Annotated in this window: 17 protein-coding genes and 1 tRNA gene; 12 read left to right on the top strand and 6 right to left on the bottom strand. The window is 61.9% G+C overall.

Features of this window, described 5'->3' with window-relative positions; genetic code table 11:
• Window positions 1–47 precede the first annotated feature (47 nt).
• The 5 genes from LOY22_RS19315 (at window position 48) to LOY22_RS19295 (ending at window position 4,142) form a co-directional block, all read left to right on the top strand.
• The gene (locus LOY22_RS19315) at window positions 48–284 is read left to right on the top strand and encodes a hypothetical protein (protein ID WP_045195283.1); all 237 of its coding nucleotides are present in this window, start codon (window positions 48–50) and stop codon (window positions 282–284) included.
• 190 nt (window positions 285–474) lie between these two features.
• The gene (locus tag LOY22_RS19310; RefSeq protein WP_010226349.1) at window positions 475–807 is read left to right on the top strand and encodes a ribonuclease E inhibitor RraB; all 333 of its coding nucleotides are present in this window, start codon (window positions 475–477) and stop codon (window positions 805–807) included.
• A gap of 177 nt (window positions 808–984) precedes the next feature.
• Window positions 985–2,394 (top strand): circularly permuted type 2 ATP-grasp protein, encoded by a 1,410-nt coding sequence (locus LOY22_RS19305; protein ID WP_093380500.1) that lies wholly within the window; start codon window positions 985–987, stop codon window positions 2,392–2,394.
• A gap of 3 nt (window positions 2,395–2,397) precedes the next feature.
• Window positions 2,398–3,348, top strand: coding sequence for an alpha-E domain-containing protein (locus LOY22_RS19300; protein WP_045195278.1), 951 nt, complete (start codon window positions 2,398–2,400; stop codon window positions 3,346–3,348).
• Complete coding sequence (locus LOY22_RS19295; RefSeq protein ID WP_045195277.1) at window positions 3,345–4,142, top strand: transglutaminase family protein; 798 nt, start codon at window positions 3,345–3,347, stop codon at window positions 4,140–4,142. Before LOY22_RS19300 ends, LOY22_RS19295 begins: the two co-directional genes overlap by 4 nt.
• Window positions 4,143–4,145: 3 nt before the next feature.
• Here the strand turns inward: LOY22_RS19295 and LOY22_RS19290 are convergent, their stop codons facing one another.
• Window positions 4,146–4,946 (bottom strand): cytochrome c, encoded by an 801-nt coding sequence (locus LOY22_RS19290; RefSeq protein ID WP_258594491.1) that lies wholly within the window; start codon window positions 4,944–4,946, stop codon window positions 4,146–4,148.
• Window positions 4,947–5,494: 548 nt separating this feature from the next.
• Here LOY22_RS19290 and LOY22_RS19285 point away from each other — a divergent pair.
• Window positions 5,495–6,223, top strand: a complete 729-nt coding sequence (locus LOY22_RS19285) for an amidotransferase (RefSeq protein ID WP_093380506.1) — start codon at window positions 5,495–5,497, stop codon at window positions 6,221–6,223.
• 9 nt (window positions 6,224–6,232) lie between these two features.
• On the opposite strand, the gene LOY22_RS19280 is transcribed toward LOY22_RS19285, so the two are convergent.
• The 3 genes from LOY22_RS19280 to LOY22_RS19270 all read right to left on the bottom strand — a co-directional run bounded on the left by LOY22_RS19280 (window position 6,233) and on the right by LOY22_RS19270 (window position 8,804).
• Entirely contained in the window at window positions 6,233–7,204 is a 972-nt protein-coding gene (locus tag LOY22_RS19280) for a magnesium and cobalt transport protein CorA (RefSeq protein WP_045195270.1), read from the bottom strand.
• Between the two features lie 65 nt (window positions 7,205–7,269).
• On the bottom strand, window positions 7,270–7,992 hold the full coding sequence (locus tag LOY22_RS19275) for a 1-acyl-sn-glycerol-3-phosphate acyltransferase (RefSeq protein WP_045195267.1): 723 nt from the start codon (window positions 7,990–7,992) through the stop codon (window positions 7,270–7,272).
• A gap of 122 nt (window positions 7,993–8,114) precedes the next feature.
• Complete coding sequence (locus tag LOY22_RS19270) at window positions 8,115–8,804, bottom strand: crotonase/enoyl-CoA hydratase family protein (protein ID WP_045195264.1); 690 nt, start codon at window positions 8,802–8,804, stop codon at window positions 8,115–8,117.
• A 290-nt stretch (window positions 8,805–9,094) separates the two neighbouring features.
• Between LOY22_RS19270 and LOY22_RS19265 the strand changes: the two genes are divergently transcribed.
• Both LOY22_RS19265 and LOY22_RS19260 read left to right on the top strand, forming a co-directional pair.
• Window positions 9,095–9,184 (top strand) — tRNA-Ser (locus LOY22_RS19265).
• A gap of 71 nt (window positions 9,185–9,255) precedes the next feature.
• Window positions 9,256–9,771 carry a hypothetical protein gene (locus LOY22_RS19260; protein ID WP_143013269.1) on the top strand — a complete coding sequence of 172 codons (516 nt, stop codon included), beginning with the start codon at window positions 9,256–9,258 and terminating at the stop codon, window positions 9,769–9,771.
• A 45-nt stretch (window positions 9,772–9,816) separates the two neighbouring features.
• On the opposite strand, the gene LOY22_RS19255 is transcribed toward LOY22_RS19260, so the two are convergent.
• Window positions 9,817–11,952 carry a TonB-dependent siderophore receptor gene (locus tag LOY22_RS19255; protein WP_258594487.1) on the bottom strand — a complete coding sequence of 712 codons (2,136 nt, stop codon included), beginning with the start codon at window positions 11,950–11,952 and terminating at the stop codon, window positions 9,817–9,819.
• 227 nt (window positions 11,953–12,179) lie between these two features.
• Complete coding sequence (locus tag LOY22_RS19250; protein ID WP_045195746.1) at window positions 12,180–12,560, bottom strand: hypothetical protein; 381 nt, start codon at window positions 12,558–12,560, stop codon at window positions 12,180–12,182.
• 459 nt (window positions 12,561–13,019) lie between these two features.
• On the opposite strand from LOY22_RS19250, the gene LOY22_RS19245 reads away from it, so the two are divergent.
• Genes LOY22_RS19245 through LOY22_RS19230 form a run of 4 tightly spaced genes read left to right on the top strand, consistent with a single transcriptional unit; the run spans window position 13,020 to window position 17,996 of the window.
• Window positions 13,020–14,483 (top strand): serralysin family metalloprotease, encoded by a 1,464-nt coding sequence (locus LOY22_RS19245; RefSeq protein ID WP_093380511.1) that lies wholly within the window; start codon window positions 13,020–13,022, stop codon window positions 14,481–14,483.
• A gap of 24 nt (window positions 14,484–14,507) precedes the next feature.
• Window positions 14,508–14,912 (top strand): AprI/Inh family metalloprotease inhibitor, encoded by a 405-nt coding sequence (locus LOY22_RS19240; protein WP_249744409.1) that lies wholly within the window; start codon window positions 14,508–14,510, stop codon window positions 14,910–14,912.
• Between the two features lie 46 nt (window positions 14,913–14,958).
• Window positions 14,959–16,701 carry a type I secretion system permease/ATPase gene (locus LOY22_RS19235; RefSeq protein ID WP_258594485.1) on the top strand — a complete coding sequence of 581 codons (1,743 nt, stop codon included), beginning with the start codon at window positions 14,959–14,961 and terminating at the stop codon, window positions 16,699–16,701.
• Entirely contained in the window at window positions 16,698–17,996 is a 1,299-nt protein-coding gene (locus LOY22_RS19230; protein ID WP_093380515.1) for an HlyD family type I secretion periplasmic adaptor subunit, read from the top strand. The genes LOY22_RS19235 and LOY22_RS19230 overlap by 4 nt, the downstream gene beginning before the upstream one ends.
• Window position 17,997 lies beyond the last annotated feature (1 nt).

Raw genomic sequence — 17,997 nt, 5'->3', positions numbered from 1 at the left:
GAAGGTAAGCCCGATTCACCCTGAACATCTGTACAGAGGAGAGTCCAATGAAAGCATGGGTCATTACCTTCGTTGACCAGAAGGGCGAGCGTACCTCGCTGCCGCTCAGCGCAGAGCTGGAACCGAGTATCGAAGAGGCGGCGCGGCTGATTCGCTCCCATCTGTTTCCGGTCCTGGGCGAGCTGGACCTCAATGATTTCCAGGACCGCGAAACCTCGCCAACGGCCAAATGGCTGAAGGAGCAGAACGGGGTGGAGATTACTGCCATCACTGAAGGGCCTTGAACCCGCATGCCGGCTGGCACGCTGGGCAATCAGGCGCTACGCTGCAGACAAGGTCGGGCGATTTTTTCTGATTGTCCGGGCTTGCCGATCCACGTCACGCAACAGCTCGAATTGCCCCCGCACGGCTTGTGTGGCGGGCAGGTGCGTTTTGCACTGAAAGTCTATCCATCGGTAATGAGGAGGACGATTCATGAGCAGCCAATACGAGGACATCAGCAGCACGGTCTTGCGTCGGATGAAAGAAGGCGGGTTCAACTTCGCGCAGATTCATCCCATCGAGTTTTATGCGGTCTTTCCGGACGAGGCACGGGCGCGGCGAGCGGCAGGTAAGTTTCGCGGCGAATCACTCAGTGCCCAGGTCCACGAGCGTGATGATGGCGCCTGGCACCTGGAGCTGAGCAAGGTGATGTTTGCAACCTATGGCGGTATCGGCGAATTCGAACAGGATTTCGAGGCGGTGATCGCCCCGCTGGGCGGAGAAATAGAAGGCTGGGGCGTCAAGCAGGAACGTCAACTGGCTTGACCGGCAAGCAAGCGCGGCGCTTCGCAATGAGGCGCCGCCGTCAAAGCGAGCGCAGCGGTTGCACAGATCTGGTGCGACCGTTCTTCGTTTAAAACGCAACATACTGAATAACAAGGAATTGTGCCGCTGGCACGGGGCTTGCGATGGCTCCGGTGCACGGGTGACAAGGAGTTCGGCATGATCCGCACCTTTTATGACGAAATGTACGCCGCTGACGGCCAGGTCCGTCCGCACTACCGGGAATTCGCCCGCTGGCTGGCCGAAACCCCGCCAGAGCTGCTGGCCCAGCGTCGACGTGAAGCCGACCTGCTGTTCCACCGCGCCGGCATCACCTTCACCCTCTATGGCGACGAGCAGGGCACCGAGCGCCTGATTCCCTTCGATACCATCCCGCGCAGCATCCCGGCCAGTGAATGGCGGGTGGTCGAACGGGGCTGCATTCAGCGGGTCAAGGCGCTGAACCTGTTTCTAGCCGACCTGTACCACGACCAGCGCATCATTCGCGCCGGGATCATTCCGGCCGAGCAGGTGCTGGCCAACGAGCAGTACCAACTGGCGATGCAGGGCCTGGACCTGCACCGCGACATCTATTCGCACATTTCCGGGGTCGACCTGGTGCGCGACAGTGATGGCAGTTACTACGTGCTCGAAGACAACCTGCGCACCCCCAGCGGCGTCAGCTACATGCTTGAAGACCGCAAGATGATGATGCGCCTGTTCCCCGAGCTGTTCGCTGCCCAGCGCATCGCGCCGATCGATCATTACCCCAACCTGTTGCTCGATACCCTCAAGAGCTCAAGCCCGCTGGACAACCCCAGCGTGGTGGTGTTGACGCCCGGGCGTTTCAACAGCGCCTTCTTCGAGCATGCCTTCCTCGCCCGCGAGATGGGCGTCGAGCTTGTCGAGGGCGCCGACCTGTTCGTGCGTGACGAGCGGGTATTCATGCGCACCACCGACGGCCCCAAGGCGGTCGATGTAATCTACCGGCGCCTGGACGATGCCTTCCTCGACCCACTGGCCTTCAACCCCGATTCGATGCTCGGTGTGCCCGGGCTGCTGGCGGCTTATCGCTGCGGCAACGTGGTGCTGGCCAATGCCATTGGCACCGGGGTGGCCGACGACAAGTCGATTTACCCCTATGTCACCGACATGATCCGCTTCTACCTCGACGAGGAGCCGATCCTCAAGAACGTGCCGACCTGGCAGTGCCGCAAGCCTGAAGAACTGTCCCACGTGCTGGCGCACCTGCCGGAGCTGGTGGTCAAGGAAACCCAGGGTTCCGGCGGCTACGGCATGCTGGTCGGGCCGGCGGCCAGCCGTGCCGAGATTGAGGCGTTCGCCGCCCGGATCAAGGCCCGGCCAGCGGCCTATATCGCCCAGCCGACGCTGTCGCTGTCGACCTGCCCGACCTTTGTCGAAAACGGCATCGCCCCGCGGCATATCGACCTGCGCCCGTTCGTGCTGTCCGGGCGCGAGACCCGGGTGGTGCCAGGCGGCCTGACCCGGGTCGCGCTGCGCGAGGGCTCGCTGGTGGTCAACTCGTCCCAGGGCGGCGGCACCAAGGACACCTGGGTGGTCGAGGATTAAGTCATGCTGAGTAGAACTGCCTCTGATTTGTACTGGATGTCGCGTTACCTGGAACGGGCGGAAAACCTCGCGCGGATGCTCGATGTCAGTTATTCGCTGTCGCTGATGCCGCAAGACGGGCGCGGCGACGGCCTGGATGAAATGGCCATGCCGCTGCTGATCACCGGTACCCTCGACGACTACCTCGAGCGCCATGGCCAGCTGCATGCCGAACGCCTGCTGCACTTCTTCGCCCTCGACCCGGAAAACCCGGCGAGCATTTACAGCTGCCTGGGTGCCGCGCGGGCCAGTGCCCATGCGGTACGTGGGCGGATCACCGCCGACATGTGGGAAAACATCAACGCCACCTGGCTGGAAATTCGTGGCATCGCCGAGCAAGGCCTGGGCCGTTATGGCATGAGCCGTTTCTGCGAGTGGATCAAGGAACGCTCGCACCTGTTCCGTGGCGCCACTTACGGCACCATCATGCGCAACGACGCCTTTCGCTTCATTCGCCTGGGCACCTTCATCGAGCGCGCCGACAACACCCTGCGCCTGCTCGATGCCCGCTACGAGATGCTTGGCGACGAGGCCGAGGCGGTCAGCGACAGCTCGGCGCGCGGTTACTACCAATGGAGCGCCTTGCTGCGCGCGCTGTCGTCATTCGAGGCTTACACCGAAATCTACCGTGATGCACCGGCCGCTCGCCATGTCGCCGAGCTGCTGCTGTTGCGCGCCGACGTGCCGCGCTCGCTGCGTGCCTGCACCGAGGAAATCGACTTGATCCTCGCCAGCCTGCCCGGCGGCAACGGCCGCCCGGCCCAGCGCCTGGCCGCCGAGGTGGACGCGCGCCTGCGCTACACCTCGATCGATGAAATCCTTGCCGAAGGGCTGCACCCCTGGCTGACCCATTACATCCCGCTGGTGCGTGAACTGGGCAACGCCATTCACAGCGCCTACCTGGAGGCCGTATGAGACTGACCATTAGCCACGAAACTGCCTACCACTACGAAGACCAGGTGCGTGCCAGCATCCAGTACCTGCGTCTGACTCCTCACGACAGCGAGCGTCAACAGGTGCTCAGTTGGCAACTGGACCTGCCGCGGCCGGTGCGCGCGCAACTGGACCCGTTCGGCAACATCCTGCATGTGCTGAGCCTGGAAGAGCCACATTCTGACCTGGTCATCGGCGCCCGTGGCCTGGTCGATATTGATGAAAGCCGTGAGGCCGAGCACGAGTTGCAATCGCCGCTGCCGTTCCTGCGCTTCACCCGCCTGACCGAAGCTGACGAAGCCTTGCGTGCCTTCGCCAGCCAGCAATGCCGCAAGCGCCGTGACCGCTCGACGTTGATCGAACTGATGAATGCCCTGAACCAGCGCATGGCCTACAGGCCCGGCAGCACCGCCGTGGATACCAGCGCCGCCCAGGCGTTTGCCGGCGGCGCCGGGGTATGTCAGGACCACACCCATGCCTTCCTGGCCTGCGCGCGCAGCCTGGGCATCCCGGCGCGCTATGTGTCCGGTTACCTGTTCGACAGCGACAGCCAGCAGATGGCCAGCCACGCCTGGGCCGAAGCCTGGCTGGAGGATGCCTGGTACAGCTTCGATGTCACCAACCAACTGGCCCGGCCTGAACGCCACCTGAAACTGGCGGTGGGCCTGGACTACCTGGATGCCTGCCCGGTGCGCGGCATGCGCCGCGGTGGTGGTTTCGAGCAGATGCACGCCAAGGTGCTGGTGACCCCGACCCTCAACGCCCAGCAGCAGTGAGCCTCAGGGTTTGCGCGTGGCCATGTGGGCCAGGTACGCCAGCAGCGCATCCAGCTCGCTATCGCTGATGACCGCTGCGGCAAACCCGGGCATTTTTGCCTGGGGCCACTGGCGCAGGCTTTGCGGGTCACGGATGTAACGCCGGAGGAAATCGGCCTGGAAGTACTCGGTCGGGTTGTGCGGCAGGTTCAGGTCCGGGCCGAACTGGGCGTCCCCGGCGCCGTTGAGGCGATGGCAGGCCAGGCAGTTCTTCTGGAACACGGCAAAGCCCTGGTTGACCGGGTTGTCGGCGTTAATGCCTGGCGCCGGGCGCATGGCCGGGAAGCGTTCGGCCACTGCCGCCAGGCGGCGAATGCTGGCGACCTGGAAAGGCCATTGCTCAGGGCTGATGCGCCCGGCTTGCGGGTCGGTCCAGACCAGGTAAAACGGCCCGGCACCGGGCTTGCCCTTGGCCAGTGCCGGCCAGGGTCTGGCCGGGTCTTCAATGGCCAGCCAGGCCCGCGCAGGGCCGTCCTTGAGCAAAGGCGCGGCGGGCATCTCGGCGGCGAAACCGTCCAGGGCAATGGCTTGCAGGTGATCATCGGCCTGCACTCCCTGTAGGAGCACAGCCAGTGGTACCGCGCGGTAATGCATGGTTCGCTTGTAGGAAACGTCGTTTTCAATCTGGATATCCTGCGCCAGCGGATGCGCCAGCAACTCGGCGCTCTGCCAGTGGCGGCTGCCGTTGCCCAGGTCGAGGGTCAACTGCGCCGCCTGCAGGGGCAGGCACAGCAGGGCGAGCAACAAGCTGAAACAGTGGCGCATGGGCAGTCTCCAACCATCAGGGTCGGCAGATTACCTGCACACAACCGGCTTGTGCCAGGCACAAACCGCGGGAAGAGGGCATGCCGCTCAGCCGAACAGGCGTGAAAGGTTCGGCAGGATCAACAGCAGCGTAGTGGCGAAGAGAATGAGCCCGGCTTGACGTACTTTGTGTTGTTTGAACATGGCTGACCGCCTTTTTGTTGTTATTCCTGAGTGCCCAGAGGCTTCCTTGTCGTCGATCTGGCGAACATCATTTAACGTGGTGAAACATTAAGTCGCGAACCGTTGCTAATGGGTATACAGCTAACCTTAGGGTCAACGTCACCCGTGTTTTAGAACGCTTTAATCTGTACTTATTGCGCTTCAGATGTTTTTCGCTATGAGGCCTTTGGCCATCCACCAGCATTCCCCTTGCTAGACGCCTGCGCCACATCGGCAAGTGGATCCCAAGCTCATGACCGTTCGTCCGAGCATCATACTTGCCTGCGCGCCTTATTCGGGGCAGGCTTTACGGGGCAATCCCGCCTTTGTCGTTCAGGACTATCTCTATGTCGCTACGCATCTGCATCCTGGAAACCGACGTCCTGCGACCGGAGCTGGTCGAGCAGTATCAGGGCTACGGACGGATGTTCGAGCAGCTGTTTACCCGCCAGCCAATCGCCGCCGAGTTTCGCGTCTACAACGTGTTGAACGACGAATACCCCGATGATGACCAAGTGTTCGATGCCTACCTGGTTACAGGCAGCAAGGCCGACTCGTTCGGTGATGATCCGTGGATTCACAAGCTCAAGGCGTTCCTGCTGGAGCGCTATCAGCGTGGCGACAAACTGCTTGGCGTGTGTTTTGGTCATCAACTGCTGGCGCTGCTGCTGGGCGGCAAGAGCGAGCGCGCGCACCAAGGCTGGGGGGTGGGTACCCACCGCTATGTGATGAACGCCAAGGCGCCGTGGATGAGCCCACAGGTCGAAGAGCTGACCTTGCTGATCAGCCATCAGGACCAGGTCACCCGCCTGCCGGAGAACGCCACGGTGATTGCCTCCAGCGACTTCTGCCCGAACGCCGCTTATCACATCGGCGACCAGGTGCTGTGCTTTCAGGGCCACCCGGAGTTCATCCACGACTATTCGCGGGCGCTGCTCGAGCTGCGCCAGGACAGCCTCGGCCAGGAGGTCTACCGCAAGGGCATCGACAGCCTGGCGCAGCAGCACCAGGGCAGCACGGTGGCTGAATGGATGATGCGCTTCGTCGCGCACAAGCCCCAGGGCAGTTCGGCCTGAGGCCTGCCGTTACAGCCAGCCGGAGCGCTTGAAGCTGGCGTACAGCGCCGTGCAGCCCACGGCGATCCCGCCCAGCACGGCAAAGTAGCCGTAGTGCCAGCTCAGCTCCGGCATGTTCTGAAAGTTCATCCCGTAGATCCCCGCCACGGCGGTGGGGAAGGCCAGGATCGCCGCCCAGGCGGCGAACTTGCGCTGCACGATGCTCTGGCGTGACGACTCCAGCAGCATGCCGATTTCGATGGTCTGGCTGGCGATGTCGCGAATCCCTGCCAGGTCCTCCATCTGCCGGGTGACGTGGATCTGCACGTCACGAAAGTACGGGCGCATGTTCTTGTCGATGAACGGGAAGGTCAGACGCTGCAGTTCTTCGCTGACCTCGACCATCGGCGCCACATAGCGGCGCAGGCGCAGGATGTCGCGGCGCAGGCTGTGGATGCGCTGGATGTCTTCTTCCTTGAGCGAGCCGCTGAGCACGCTGCGCTCAAGCTCCTCGATCTCGCCATGAATGGCTTCGCTGACCGGCTGGTAGTTCTCGGTGACGAAGTCGAGCAGGGCGTAGAGCACGAAGTCTTCGCCGTGCTCGAGCAGCAGCGGCCGGGCCTCGCAGCGCTGGCGCACCAGGGCGTAGGATTTCGAGTGGCCGTTGCGGGCGGTGATGATGTAGCCGTTGCCGGCAAAGATGTGGGTTTCGATGAACTCCAGCTTGCCTTCATGGCGCACTGGCGAATAAGTGACGATGAACAGCGCATCGCCGAAGGTCTCGAGCTTGGGCCGGCTGTGCTTTTCCAGCGCGTCCTCGATGGCCAGCTCATGGAGGTTGAACTGGCGTTGCAGGTTGGCCAGTTCCTGGGCGTTGGGCTCTTCCAGGCCGATCCAGACAAAATGCCCGGGTTTGCTTGCCCACTGGCTGCCTTCATCGAGGCTGATATTGGTGACTTTTCTGCCGGCGCTGTACACCGCCGCCGCAACGACTCGACCCATGGTTGTCCGCTTCTTCTGTTAACCGTGCCAGTAGCTTGGTATGACCGGCACGATTCGGCAACCGTTCACGCCTGGGTCAGTTCACTTTCCATGCGATCGATGCAGTGTTGCATCTGCAGGCGGCACTGTTCGGCCAGGGCCGGCACATCCTGCTGGGTCAGGCCGCTGGTGGCGATCGGCGCCAGCGAACGGATGATGACCTTGCTGCGCCGCCAGCCGTTGAGCTTCAGGCGGCTGGCATAGCGGCTGACGCACACCGGCACGATCGGCACACCGGCTTCCACGGCCATGTGGAAGGCACCCTTTTTGAAGGTGATCAGATGCTCGCCGGCATTGCGCGTGCCTTCGGGGAACACCCAGATCGAGGTGTCGTCTTCGCTCAGGGTGCGGGTGGTGGTCTGCATGGCCCGGCGCGCCTGGTAGGCATTGCCGCGATCGACCAGCACGTTGCCGCCCAGCCAGAACAACTGGCCGAACAGCGGGATCCATTTCAGGCTCTTCTTGCCGATGCACACGGTGCGCGGCGGCACCACATGGCCGAGCACGAACAAGTCGTAGTTGGACTGGTGGTTGGCGATGATCACGCAGCCCGGCGGCTGGTCGAACAGCGGGCCGACCTCGGCCTTGATCTCAAGGCGCATCAGCCAGGTGGCGGGCAGGCCGTAAAGGCGTGCACAAATTCGGCTGTTGTCCGGGTTGAACGGTCGGCACAGGCCGACCAGCACACCAAGAACACCGGCCAGGAGAAAATGCAGCCCCAACAGGAACATGCGGATAATAAAAAGCATTCGTACGACTCACACCAGGCAAACGCGGCGCAGTGTACGGGTGTGCACTTCTATCGGCAAACGCTCATTGGGCGGGACAGGCCTGATTACACAATTAGTTGCAATCAGGCCTTGGTAGGGGGTCAGCCGAGGTGTTCCTGGTCACGGATGATCGCGTCGTCGAGCAGCTCCAGCAGAGCTTTGCGCACCTTGAGCTTGGTGTGCTTGTGGGCGTTCATGTTGATCTTCTTCAACTGCCGGGCGGCAGTCAGCGCAGCTTCCTGAAGTTGCTCGACCGGCACGACCTTGTCGAGGAAACCGGCGTCCACGGCGCTGACCGGGTCGAACATCTCGGCATTGATCACCGAGCGGTGGAATGCTGCACGGCGCAGTCGATCGCGGGCCAGTTCAATACCGGCGTGGTGCATGGTCATGCCGATCTGCACTTCATTAAGGCCAATGCTGAACGGGCCTTCGACACCGATGCGGTAGTCGGCCGAGAGCAGCAGGAAAGCGCCCTTGGCCACCGCGTGGCCCGGGCAGGCGACGATGATCGGGAACGGGTGCGAAAGCATGCGCCGGGCCAGGGTCGAGCCTGCGGTGACCAGGCTGACGGCTTCTTTAGGGCCTGCGGTCATGACTTTGAGGTCATAGCCACCGGACAGAATGCCGGGCTGGCCGGTGATGATTACCACCGCGCGGTCCTGCACGGCCTGGTCGAGGGCGGCATTGAAGGCCTTGATGACGTCAGGCGAGATGGCGTTGACCTTGCCGTTGTTCAGGGTCAGGGTGGCAATGCCGTCTTCGAGGTGGTAGGTAATCAGCTCACTCATGACAGAGTTCCTTAAAGGGGAGTGGGGCAGACGTTACTCAGGCAAGTGCCCGAGGTAAAGCGCTGTGACTGACTGACCGGTCAGCTTGACGGCCCGTTCGCTCGTGCTGACGGGAGTAGGTGAATCGGCGCTGTCAAAGCACGCCAGAGAATGGCGGCTTTGCCCTGTGTACCGTGGTTTTTTGCTTGAATGGCTTAAGCGCATGAATATTCTGAAAAAAACCTTTGCCATCAGAACCTCTTTCGACTACATTAGCGCGCCTCGACAGGCTGAACTGCTTGAAGAGAAACGGTGAAGTGTCCGAGTGGCTGAAGGAGCACGCCTGGAAAGTGTGTATACAGGAAACTGTATCAAGGGTTCGAATCCCTTCTTCACCGCCATATCTAGAAAAGCCCCCGACCTGAACAAGGTCGGGGGCTTTTTGTTTTGCCCATGAAAAAGGATGTTTCAGATGCTCAAAGAATGTTTTACCAAGGCGCAGATCCTCGCCGCCGAACAATTGCTGACCTTGGTCAGCCCGTCGGCGGCAATGGCCAGCCAGCATGTCCAGGCCCTGCGCGAGGTCGAGCTGGATGAAGACGACATCGAGGAATTCGAGGACGATCCGCAGCAACTGATGTACATCGTCAAGGACGTGGCAGACTGGGAGTCGGTGTTCTTTGTCGACTGGAAAGACACCGAGTCTTTTGTGCAGAGCGTGCAGCAGCTGGCCGAGGCACGGGATGCCGACGTTACGTTCGGCGTTGAGGACGCGGAAGATGAAGACTTCCTCGAAGGCACCACGGTGCCCGAACTGATGGTCACCGCCCACGACGAACTGCACAAGCAGGGCCTGGTGCTGTGGAACTGGTCTACCGATGGTGACTGCTACAGCGGTTTCATTACCACCAGGGACGTGGCGACGCAGCTGGTGGCGTTGGGCAAAGTGCTGGAAGTAGAAATCCGCGAGGGTAGCGAGCCGTTCTGACGGCGGTGTCTTCATCGCGGGTCAAGTCGACCCGCGATGAGCCCCTCAGAAGCTCACAGACGCCGAAACCCGTGCAGTGCGCGGCGCCCCCTGAAACAGATAACCATCCCCCAGGTACTCCCCGGCATCGCGCCAGTAGCGTTTGTCGAAGACGTTATCCACCATCAGCCGCAGCACCGTGTCGTAACCACCAATCCTGGTGCTGTAACGGCTGCCCAGGTCAAACACCGCATAGCTGCCGACCTCTACCGTTCCAGCCTGATTGGCGTACTTGCTGGCGCTGTAGCGCGCACCGCCGAGCAGGGCCAGGCCCGGGATCGGCAGGCTGTAGTCGGCCTGCACCGCAGCGCGCAAGTTCGGTACGTTGAGCGCCTGGTGGTCTTCGTAGTCAGCTGTGCCGCTGTTTTTGACCCGCGCGCGAATTGCCGCAGCACTGGCGTTGATCTGCAGGTTGGAGGTCAGCCAGCCGCTGGCGCCCAGCTCCAGGCCGATGTTTTTTTGCTGGCCTTGCTGCACATAGGTGAAACCACCGGCACCGTCAGGTTGTGAATACTGATAGGCCTGGCGCAGCTGGAACAGCGCGGCGCTCAGGCTCAGGCGTTGCCAGTCGCGCTTGATGCCCAGCTCGATCTGATGCGAGGTGGTCGGGGCGAGGATGTCCTGGCTGTTCTGGGCAAACCATGGCGCCGCACTGCCCGCTGAAAGGCCTTTGCTGTAGCTGGTATACAGTGAGATGTCGGCCCGAGGTTTGTAGATCAACGCGGCATTGGGCAGGAGTTCGTACTGGCGAGTGTGCCGACGGTCGTTGCCAGCTTCATCGAAGGCTTTTTCGTCCAGGCGCACTACACGTGCACCCAGTTGGGTTTGCCAGTGCTCATTGAAGGTGATGCGATCGCTGGCAAAAATACCGTACTGACGGCTGTCCAGGCGCCGTTCGGAGTGCCCTGGCACGCCATCGAACGGCTCCAGTGCAGGGGTCGCCTGGTAGATGTTAGCGCTGCCGATGAGCTGGTTGAAGGTTGGTCGCTGGTCGAGGGTGCGCCGCTGTGCACCGCTGCCGACGGTCAGTTCGTGGCTCAACCCGGTCATTTCAAAGCGACCGTTCAACGCCACCTGTGCTTCGTCGATGCGGCGCGTGTCGTCGGGGCTGCGAAAATCATAGACGTCATAGTCGCCTTCCGGGCTGAAGTGGGCAGCCATGCCGCCTCCTGACCCCCAGGCAAACGAACTGTAGTCATCGATCACCACCTTGCTGCGCGAGGCGCTGACGCTGCCGGTCCAGTTGTCACTGAAGCGATATTCGAAGCGCCCGCCAAGGTTCAGCGAGTCGATGCTCACCGGGTTGGCCCAGTGCTGATAGGCCAGGCGGTCATGCGGGTCGATGCCGTGGGGCAGGCTGTTGCCGCCGAGCAACTGGTAGCCCGGCACCGAACGCTGCTCGCGCTGCTGGTATTCGGCATCCAGCTGCAGCACGGCGTCGGGGTTGATCTGCCAGTCGAAGGCCAGCGAGGCGAAGTCGCGCTTGCCGTCGGCGTGGTCGACGTAGCTGCGGATGTCCTCATGCGTCAGGTTGGCGCGCAGGCCGAACTGACGCTCGCTGCCGAACCAGCCGCCGAGGTCGGTGGCCAGGTAGCGCTCGCCTTGTTCGTTGCTTGAAACCGTCACCGAGCGCACATCCTCCGGGCGCTTGGTCACGTAGTTGATCAGGCCACCGGGTTCCGACACGCCGCTTTGCAAGCCCGACAGGCCCTTGAGCAACTCGACCTGTTGCTTGTTCTCCAGCGCCACGTTCTGCTCGCCGGCGATGGTCTGGCCGTTGATCTTGTAGCTGCTGGCGGCGTTGAGCTCGAAGCCGCGCACGTTGAAGTTTTCGTAGTATCCGATCGGCGCATAGCTTTCACCCACCGAGGCATCGCTTTGCAGCACTTCACTGAGCTTGCGCACCTGGCGGTCGGCCAGCAGTTGCTCGTTGAACACTGCAATCGAGGCCGGCGTATCGAGCAGTGGCGCCGGCTGGAAACCGCCGACCGCGGCTTCGCGGGCCTGGTACCCCTCGCTATAGACCTGCGACACCTGCAGCGGGGCCAGGGTGATGCTGTCCTCGGCCAGGCTGTGTGTAGCCGGCAGGGCCAGGCTCAGGCCGAGCAGGCGCAAGGGCAGGCGAGGGCGAGGCAGGGTCATGCAGGAGCTCCTTGAAAACGAACGCGAACGCGCCGTTATCGATCGGCTGCTGTCCGGCAGGGCGTATTTGCCCGATAGGCGATGAGGGGCGCGAGCCCGGGTGGCGAAAGCCTGCCGGGTATTGCGCCGGGCAGGCGGGGGCGCAATCTTAGCAGGGGCGACCGGTTGGCGGCGCCCCTGTTTTCAATCGATTGTCATGACCATGAACGTACGAGGGCTGTGCGGATTCAGCCGTTCGCTGCCGCCTGGCTGTGGCGTCGCCAATTGCCGTCGATTTTCGACCAGGTCTTCTTGTCGGTGATGGCCATCAGCTTGCGACCATCCTTGAAGGTCGCCAGGAAGGTCACTTCTTCTTCCTTGCCGCCTAGCCAAAGGCCGGCGATCAGGCCGACCGGGCCGGCCACCAGGGCGCCGGCAACGCCCCAGCCCAGCGCACTGCTCAGGCTGCGGCTGGATTCCTGATTGGCGACGATCAGATCGGTAATGCGGGTCAGGGCGATTTTCTCGCCAGGTGAGGGGCTGCGGGCGGTCTTGAGTGTGAGCGATCCATTGCGGTACTCGCCTTCACCTTGCAAGAAATCGCCGGATTGAACCGTGAGTCTTGTCATAGTGGCATCCAGGTTGAAAGGGCTGTTGACCAATCCCTACTCAGCGCCCGGGCCCGTCACAAGTCAATGGCCAGCCGACGGAGGGTCACCCGCTAGTTGTCACAAAAAAGTAAAGGCTCAGAATCAGCGGGTTATAACGGCATGTCGCATTCTTATAATTAAACTTCGATTATGCAACTAAAACTGTCGGGTCAGTTTTCGTCTAGGGCCGGGGTTTTTGTCAGTCTCGATATATCGTCGTTTGCGCAAATGTATACGCATTGGCTAAATCAAGGGTTTGCGCGTGTAGGACAATAAACAATTAGTCTTATTGAAAATTGACGTCAAAAAAAGCTGGACAGTTCAATTCCACCTGTGTCAGTTTTTCCCCGCCTCATTCAGGCGAGTGATAGGACGATCTCGCCGCAGGAGCGTCCTATCGGACAACAACTGCTTTTTTGTAAACAAGGAAGTGTCTGTATGTCGAAAGTCAAAGAAAGCGCTATTGTTTCAGCTGGCTCTGTATTGCAACCGCACGGTGCAAGTTCCGCTTACAGCCTGATCAATAGTTTCGGCCATCAATATGATCGCGGCGGCAGTGCGACAGTCAATGGCAAACCTTCGTTCTCGGTCGACCAGGCCGCTACCCAGTTGCTGCGCGACGGCGCTGCCTGGAAAGACCTGAACAAGGACGGCACCATCAGCCTGACCTATACCTTCCTGACCAAGGCACCTTCTGACTTCTATGGTCAGGGGCTGGGCTCGTTCAGCGCCTTTTCCGCGCAGCAGAAAGCCCAGGCCAAACTGTCCATGCAGTCCTGGGCGGACGTGGCCAAGGTCACCTTCAAGGAAGGCGCCTCGGGCGGCGACGGTCACATGACCTTCGGCAACTACAGCGATGGCAGCACCGGCGGCGCGGCATTCGCCTACCTGCCGTTCGACGGTCCGGGCTCGCACAAGGGCGAATCCTGGTACCTGATCAACAATCAGTACCAGGCCAACGTCAACCCGGAAAACGGCAACTACGGCCGTCAGACCCTGACCCACGAAATCGGCCACGTCCTGGGCTTGTCCCACCCCGGCGACTACAACGCCGGCGAAGGCTACCCGACCTATGCCGATGCTAGCTACGGCCAGGACACCCGTGGCTACAGCGTCATGAGTTACTGGGGCGAGAGCAATACCAGCCAGAACTTCACCAAGGGCGGTGTGCAGGTGTACTCCTCGGCACCGCTGATGGATGACATCGCCGCCATCCAGAAGCTCTATGGCGCCAACTACGCGACCCGCTCCGGCGACACCGTGTACGGCTTCAACTCCACCGCTGACCGCGACTTCTACTCGGCCACCTCGGCCTCGTCGAAAATCGTCTTCTCGGTGTGGGACGGTGGCGGCAACGACACCCTGGACTTCTCCGGTTTTACCCAGAACCAGAAGATCAACCTCAATGACGCGTCGTTCTCCGACGTCGGCGGCATGATCGGCAATATTTCCATTGCCAAGGGTGCCATTGTCGAGAACGCCATCGGTGGCTCGGGCAACGACCTGCTGATCGGCAACGCCGTGGCCAACGAGCTCAAGGGTGGTGCCGGCAACGACATCATCTACGGCGGCGGCGGTGCCGACAAACTCTGGGGTGGTGCCGGTTCCGACACCTTCATCTTCGCTGCCAGCAGCGATTCGACCCCGAGCAATCCCGACCGCATCATGGATTTCGTCAGCGGTCAGGACAAAATCGATCTGTCGGCAATGTCGGCCTTTGCCGTCAACAAGCTGCCGCTGCAGTTCGTTGATGCCTTCACCGGCCATGCCGGCGAAGCGGTGCTGAGCTTCGATCAGGCAAGCAACCTCGGTAGCCTGTCGATCGACTTCACCGGCAACAGCCTGTCTGATTTCCTGGTGACCACTGTAGGTCAGGCGGTCGCCACGGATATCGTGGTCTGATAGCAACCTGAAAGGGCGGCGCACATGCGCCGCTCTTTCCGAGGCGGGCAGATAATGGCTTTGAAGCGAATGATCGCGCTTGGCGCGATTCCCCTGATGTTGATGACCGAGGTCGGTATGGCAAGCAGCCTGCTACTCCCCACGCCCGCGCAACTGGCCGGTGACTGGATGCTTTACCCCGAAAACGATCGGGCCGCGGGTTGTAAAATGCACCTGGATGCAGCGCAAACCTTGCGCGGCGATCTCGAATGCGTAGCAGGGCTGATTGGGCAGCGCCCCAGCGGCTGGCTGCCGACCACTGATACGCTGGCTTTGCTTGATGGCAGCGGTAGCGCGATGGTGCACTTTAACCGTTATAAGCCAGATATCTTCAAATGGACTTCCATATCTGGAAAGATACTCTTGCTGGAACGTAAGAATAAAGAATAAAGCCTTGTAGGCGATTGCCGATTTTTCAGGGATAGAAAGGCGGACAATGAACAAGCCGACTCATAAAGCCGGGGCGCCCCTGTGGGCAGCACTGGCCGATCACAAGTCCACGCTATTGAGTGTGGGTTGTTTTACCGCGTTGATTAACCTGCTTATGTTGGTGCCCTCGATTTATATGCTGCAAGTGTATGATCGGGTACTGTCTTCGCAAAACGAAACAACCCTGTGGATGTTGACGTTGATGGTAGTCGGCTTCTTCGTATTTATCGGCGCGCTGGAAGCGATCCGCAGTTTTATTGTTATCCGGGTTGGCAACCAGCTGGAGCAGGGCTTTAACCTCAACGTGTACCGGGCGGCCTTTGAGCGTAACTTGCGCCAAGGCGACGGGCAGGCCGGGCAAGCACTTAACGACCTCACGCAAGTGAGGCAATTTGTCACCGGTCCTGCACTGTTTGCCTTCTTTGATGCACCCTGGTTTCCGATTTATCTGGCAGTGATTTTCCTCTTCAACGTCTGGCTGGGTGTCATGGCCTGCGCCGGGGCGCTGCTGCTGATCGCCCTGGCGGTGCTCAACGAACGCCTGACTCACAAGCCGCTGGTCGAGGCCAGCGGTTTCCAGCAGCAGTCCACACACCTGGCCAGCAGCCAGTTGCACAATGCCGAGAGCATCCAGGCCATGGGCATGCTTGGCGCCTTGCGCCAGCGCTGGTTTGCCTTGCATTCGCGCTTTCTGAACCTGCAAAACCAGGCCAGCGATACCTCGGCGGTGATCACCGCGGTGAGCAAGTCGCTGCGCCTGTGCCTGCAGTCGCTGGTGCTAGGGCTGGGCGCCCTGCTGGTGATCGAGGGGCAGATGACCCCGGGGATGATGATCGCCGGTTCCATCCTCATGGGCCGGGTGCTCAGCCCGATCGATCAGCTGATTGCCGTGTGGAAGCAGTGGAGTGGCGCGCACATGGCCTATCAGCGCCTGGATGGCCTGCTGCGCGCGTTTCCCGAGCCGCCGGCGCCGATGGCCTTGCCAGCGCCAAGCGGGCGCCTGGGCTTCGAACAGGTCAGCGCCGGACCGCCTGGCAAGCGCGTGGCCACCTTGCAGCAGATCAGTTTCAACCTGGGTGCCGGCGAAGTACTTGGCGTGCTCGGCACCTCCGGCTCGGGCAAGTCGACCCTGGCCAAGGTGCTGGTCGGCGTCTGGCCGACCCTGGCCGGTACCGTGCGCCTGGACGGCGCCGACCTGCACCGCTGGGACCGCGAGGCCCTCGGCCCGCATATCGGCTACCTGCCGCAGAACATCGAACTGCTGCGCGGCAGCATTGCCGAGAACATTGCCCGCTTTGCCGAGCTCGACGGCCTCAAGGTGGTCGAAGCCGCGCGCCAGGCCGGCGTGCACGAACTGATTCTGCGCCTGCCGCAAGGCTATGACACACGCCTGGGCGAAGACGGCGGCGACTTGTCCGGTGGGCAGAAGCAACGCATCGCCCTGGCCCGGGCCCTGTACGGCGGGCCGAGCCTGATCGTGCTCGATGAACCCAATTCCAACCTCGACACCAGCGGCGAAGCGGCGCTGGCCACTGCCATCGCCCAGATGAAAGCCCAGGGCCGCACCGTGGTGCTGGTTACGCACCGCTCGGCCGCCCTCGCCCAGGCGGATAAACTGCTGGTGCTCAGCGAGGGCCGGATGCAGGCCTTTGGCCCGACCCATGAAGTCATGCAGGCCCTGAGCCGGGCTCAGGAGCAGGCCCAGCGCCAGCCCGCAAATGCCGCACTGGCAACCGGAGGTGGCGCATGAGCCAGGTCGATAAAAGCCGCAGTGCCCGGTTTTACGTGCGCCTGGGCTGGCTGCTGACCCTGGTCGGTTTTGGCGGGTTCATTGCCTGGGCAACCCTGGCGCCGCTCGATCAAGGCATTGCCGTGCAGGGCACCGTGGTGGTCTCGGGCAAGCGCAAGGCGGTGCAATCTCTGGCCGGTGGCGTGGTCAGCCGCATCCTGGTCAGCGAAGGCCAGTTGGTTAAACAGGGTCAGCCGTTGTTTCGCCTCGACCAGACCCAGGTCCAGGCCGATGTGCAATCGCTGCAGGCCCAGTACCGCTTGGCCTGGGCCAGCCTGGCGCGCTGGCAGAGCGAGCGCGACAACCTCGGCGCAATCATCTTTCCAGCGCAGCTTGCCAGCAACCCCGACCCGCAGCTGAGCCTGGTGCTCGAGAGCCAGCGCCAGCTGTTCAGCAGCCGCCGTGATGCCCAGGCCCGCGAGCAGGCCGGGCTGACCGCCAGTATCGACGGCGCCGTGGCTCAGTTGGCCGGCATGCGCCGCGCCCGTGGCGACCTGCAGGCCCAGGCCGATTCGCTGCGTGAGCAGTTGGAGAACCTCAAGCCGCTGGCAATTCAGGGCTACATTCCGCGCAACCGCTTGCTCGAGTATCAGCGTCAGTTGTCCCAGGTCCAGCGCGATCTGGCGCAAAACAGCGGCGACAGCGCGCGGCTGGAGCAGGGCATTGTCGAGTCGCGGCTGAACCTGCAGCAGCGGCGCGAGGAATATCAGAAAGAGGTGCGCAGCCAGTTGGCCGAAGCGCAACTGAAAAGCCTGACCCTTGAGCAGCAACTGACCTCGGCCGGTTTCGACCTGCAGCACAGCGAGATCCTCGCCCCGGCCGACGGCATTGCGGTCAACCTTGGCGTGCATACCGAGGGCGCGGTGGTGCGCGCCGGCGAAACCTTGCTGGAGGTGGTGCCCCAGGGCACCGCCCTGGAAGTGGAAGGGCGCCTGCCGGTCAACCTTGTGGATAAAGTCGCGATGCAGCTGCCTGTGGATATCCTCTTCACCGCCTTCAACCAGAGCAGCACGCCGCGGGTGTCGGGCGAGGTGGCGCTGATTTCCGCCGACCAGTTGCTCGACGACAAGACCGGCCAACCGTATTACGTGCTGCGCAGCACCGTCAGTGAGCAGGCCCTGGCACGCCTGGACGGGCTGGTGATCAAGCCGGGCATGCCGGCCGAACTGTTCGTGCGTACCGGCGAGCGCTCGATGCTCAATTACCTGTTCAAACCCCTGCTCGACCGGGCAGGCACCGCGTTGACCGAACAATAAG

Origin of the sequence: Pseudomonas sp. B21-035 (genome assembly GCF_024748945.1) — a bacterium.
Classification (GTDB): Bacteria; Pseudomonadota; Gammaproteobacteria; order Pseudomonadales; family Pseudomonadaceae; genus Aquipseudomonas.
Note: the sequence above shows the minus strand (reverse complement) of the source record. Positions and strands in the feature narration are given on the sequence as shown.

Excerpts from the sequence above, each read along its gene's own strand:
- LOY22_RS19230 (WP_093380515.1), top strand. The coding sequence starts at position 16,698 with ATGAGCCAGGTCGATAAAAGCCGCAGTGCCCGGTTTTACGTGCGCCTG.
- LOY22_RS19290 (WP_258594491.1), bottom strand. The coding sequence starts at position 4,946 with ATGCGCCACTGTTTCAGCTTGTTGCTCGCCCTGCTGTGCCTGCCCCTG.
- LOY22_RS19300 (WP_045195278.1), top strand. The coding sequence starts at position 2,398 with ATGCTGAGTAGAACTGCCTCTGATTTGTACTGGATGTCGCGTTACCTG.
- LOY22_RS19270 (WP_045195264.1), bottom strand. The coding sequence starts at position 8,804 with ATGAGTGAGCTGATTACCTACCACCTCGAAGACGGCATTGCCACCCTG.
- LOY22_RS19260 (WP_143013269.1), top strand. The coding sequence starts at position 9,256 with ATGCTCAAAGAATGTTTTACCAAGGCGCAGATCCTCGCCGCCGAACAA.
- LOY22_RS19250 (WP_045195746.1), bottom strand. The coding sequence starts at position 12,560 with ATGACAAGACTCACGGTTCAATCCGGCGATTTCTTGCAAGGTGAAGGC.
- LOY22_RS19255 (WP_258594487.1), bottom strand. The coding sequence starts at position 11,952 with ATGACCCTGCCTCGCCCTCGCCTGCCCTTGCGCCTGCTCGGCCTGAGC.
- LOY22_RS19280 (WP_045195270.1), bottom strand. The coding sequence starts at position 7,204 with ATGGGTCGAGTCGTTGCGGCGGCGGTGTACAGCGCCGGCAGAAAAGTC.
- LOY22_RS19275 (WP_045195267.1), bottom strand. The coding sequence starts at position 7,992 with ATGCTTTTTATTATCCGCATGTTCCTGTTGGGGCTGCATTTTCTCCTG.
- LOY22_RS19310 (WP_010226349.1), top strand. The coding sequence starts at position 475 with ATGAGCAGCCAATACGAGGACATCAGCAGCACGGTCTTGCGTCGGATG.
- LOY22_RS19305 (WP_093380500.1), top strand. The coding sequence starts at position 985 with ATGATCCGCACCTTTTATGACGAAATGTACGCCGCTGACGGCCAGGTC.
- LOY22_RS19240 (WP_249744409.1), top strand. The coding sequence starts at position 14,508 with ATGCGCCGCTCTTTCCGAGGCGGGCAGATAATGGCTTTGAAGCGAATG.
- LOY22_RS19285 (WP_093380506.1), top strand. The coding sequence starts at position 5,495 with ATGTCGCTACGCATCTGCATCCTGGAAACCGACGTCCTGCGACCGGAG.
- LOY22_RS19315 (WP_045195283.1), top strand. The coding sequence starts at position 48 with ATGAAAGCATGGGTCATTACCTTCGTTGACCAGAAGGGCGAGCGTACC.
- LOY22_RS19295 (WP_045195277.1), top strand. The coding sequence starts at position 3,345 with ATGAGACTGACCATTAGCCACGAAACTGCCTACCACTACGAAGACCAG.
- LOY22_RS19235 (WP_258594485.1), top strand. The coding sequence starts at position 14,959 with ATGAACAAGCCGACTCATAAAGCCGGGGCGCCCCTGTGGGCAGCACTG.
- LOY22_RS19245 (WP_093380511.1), top strand. The coding sequence starts at position 13,020 with ATGTCGAAAGTCAAAGAAAGCGCTATTGTTTCAGCTGGCTCTGTATTG.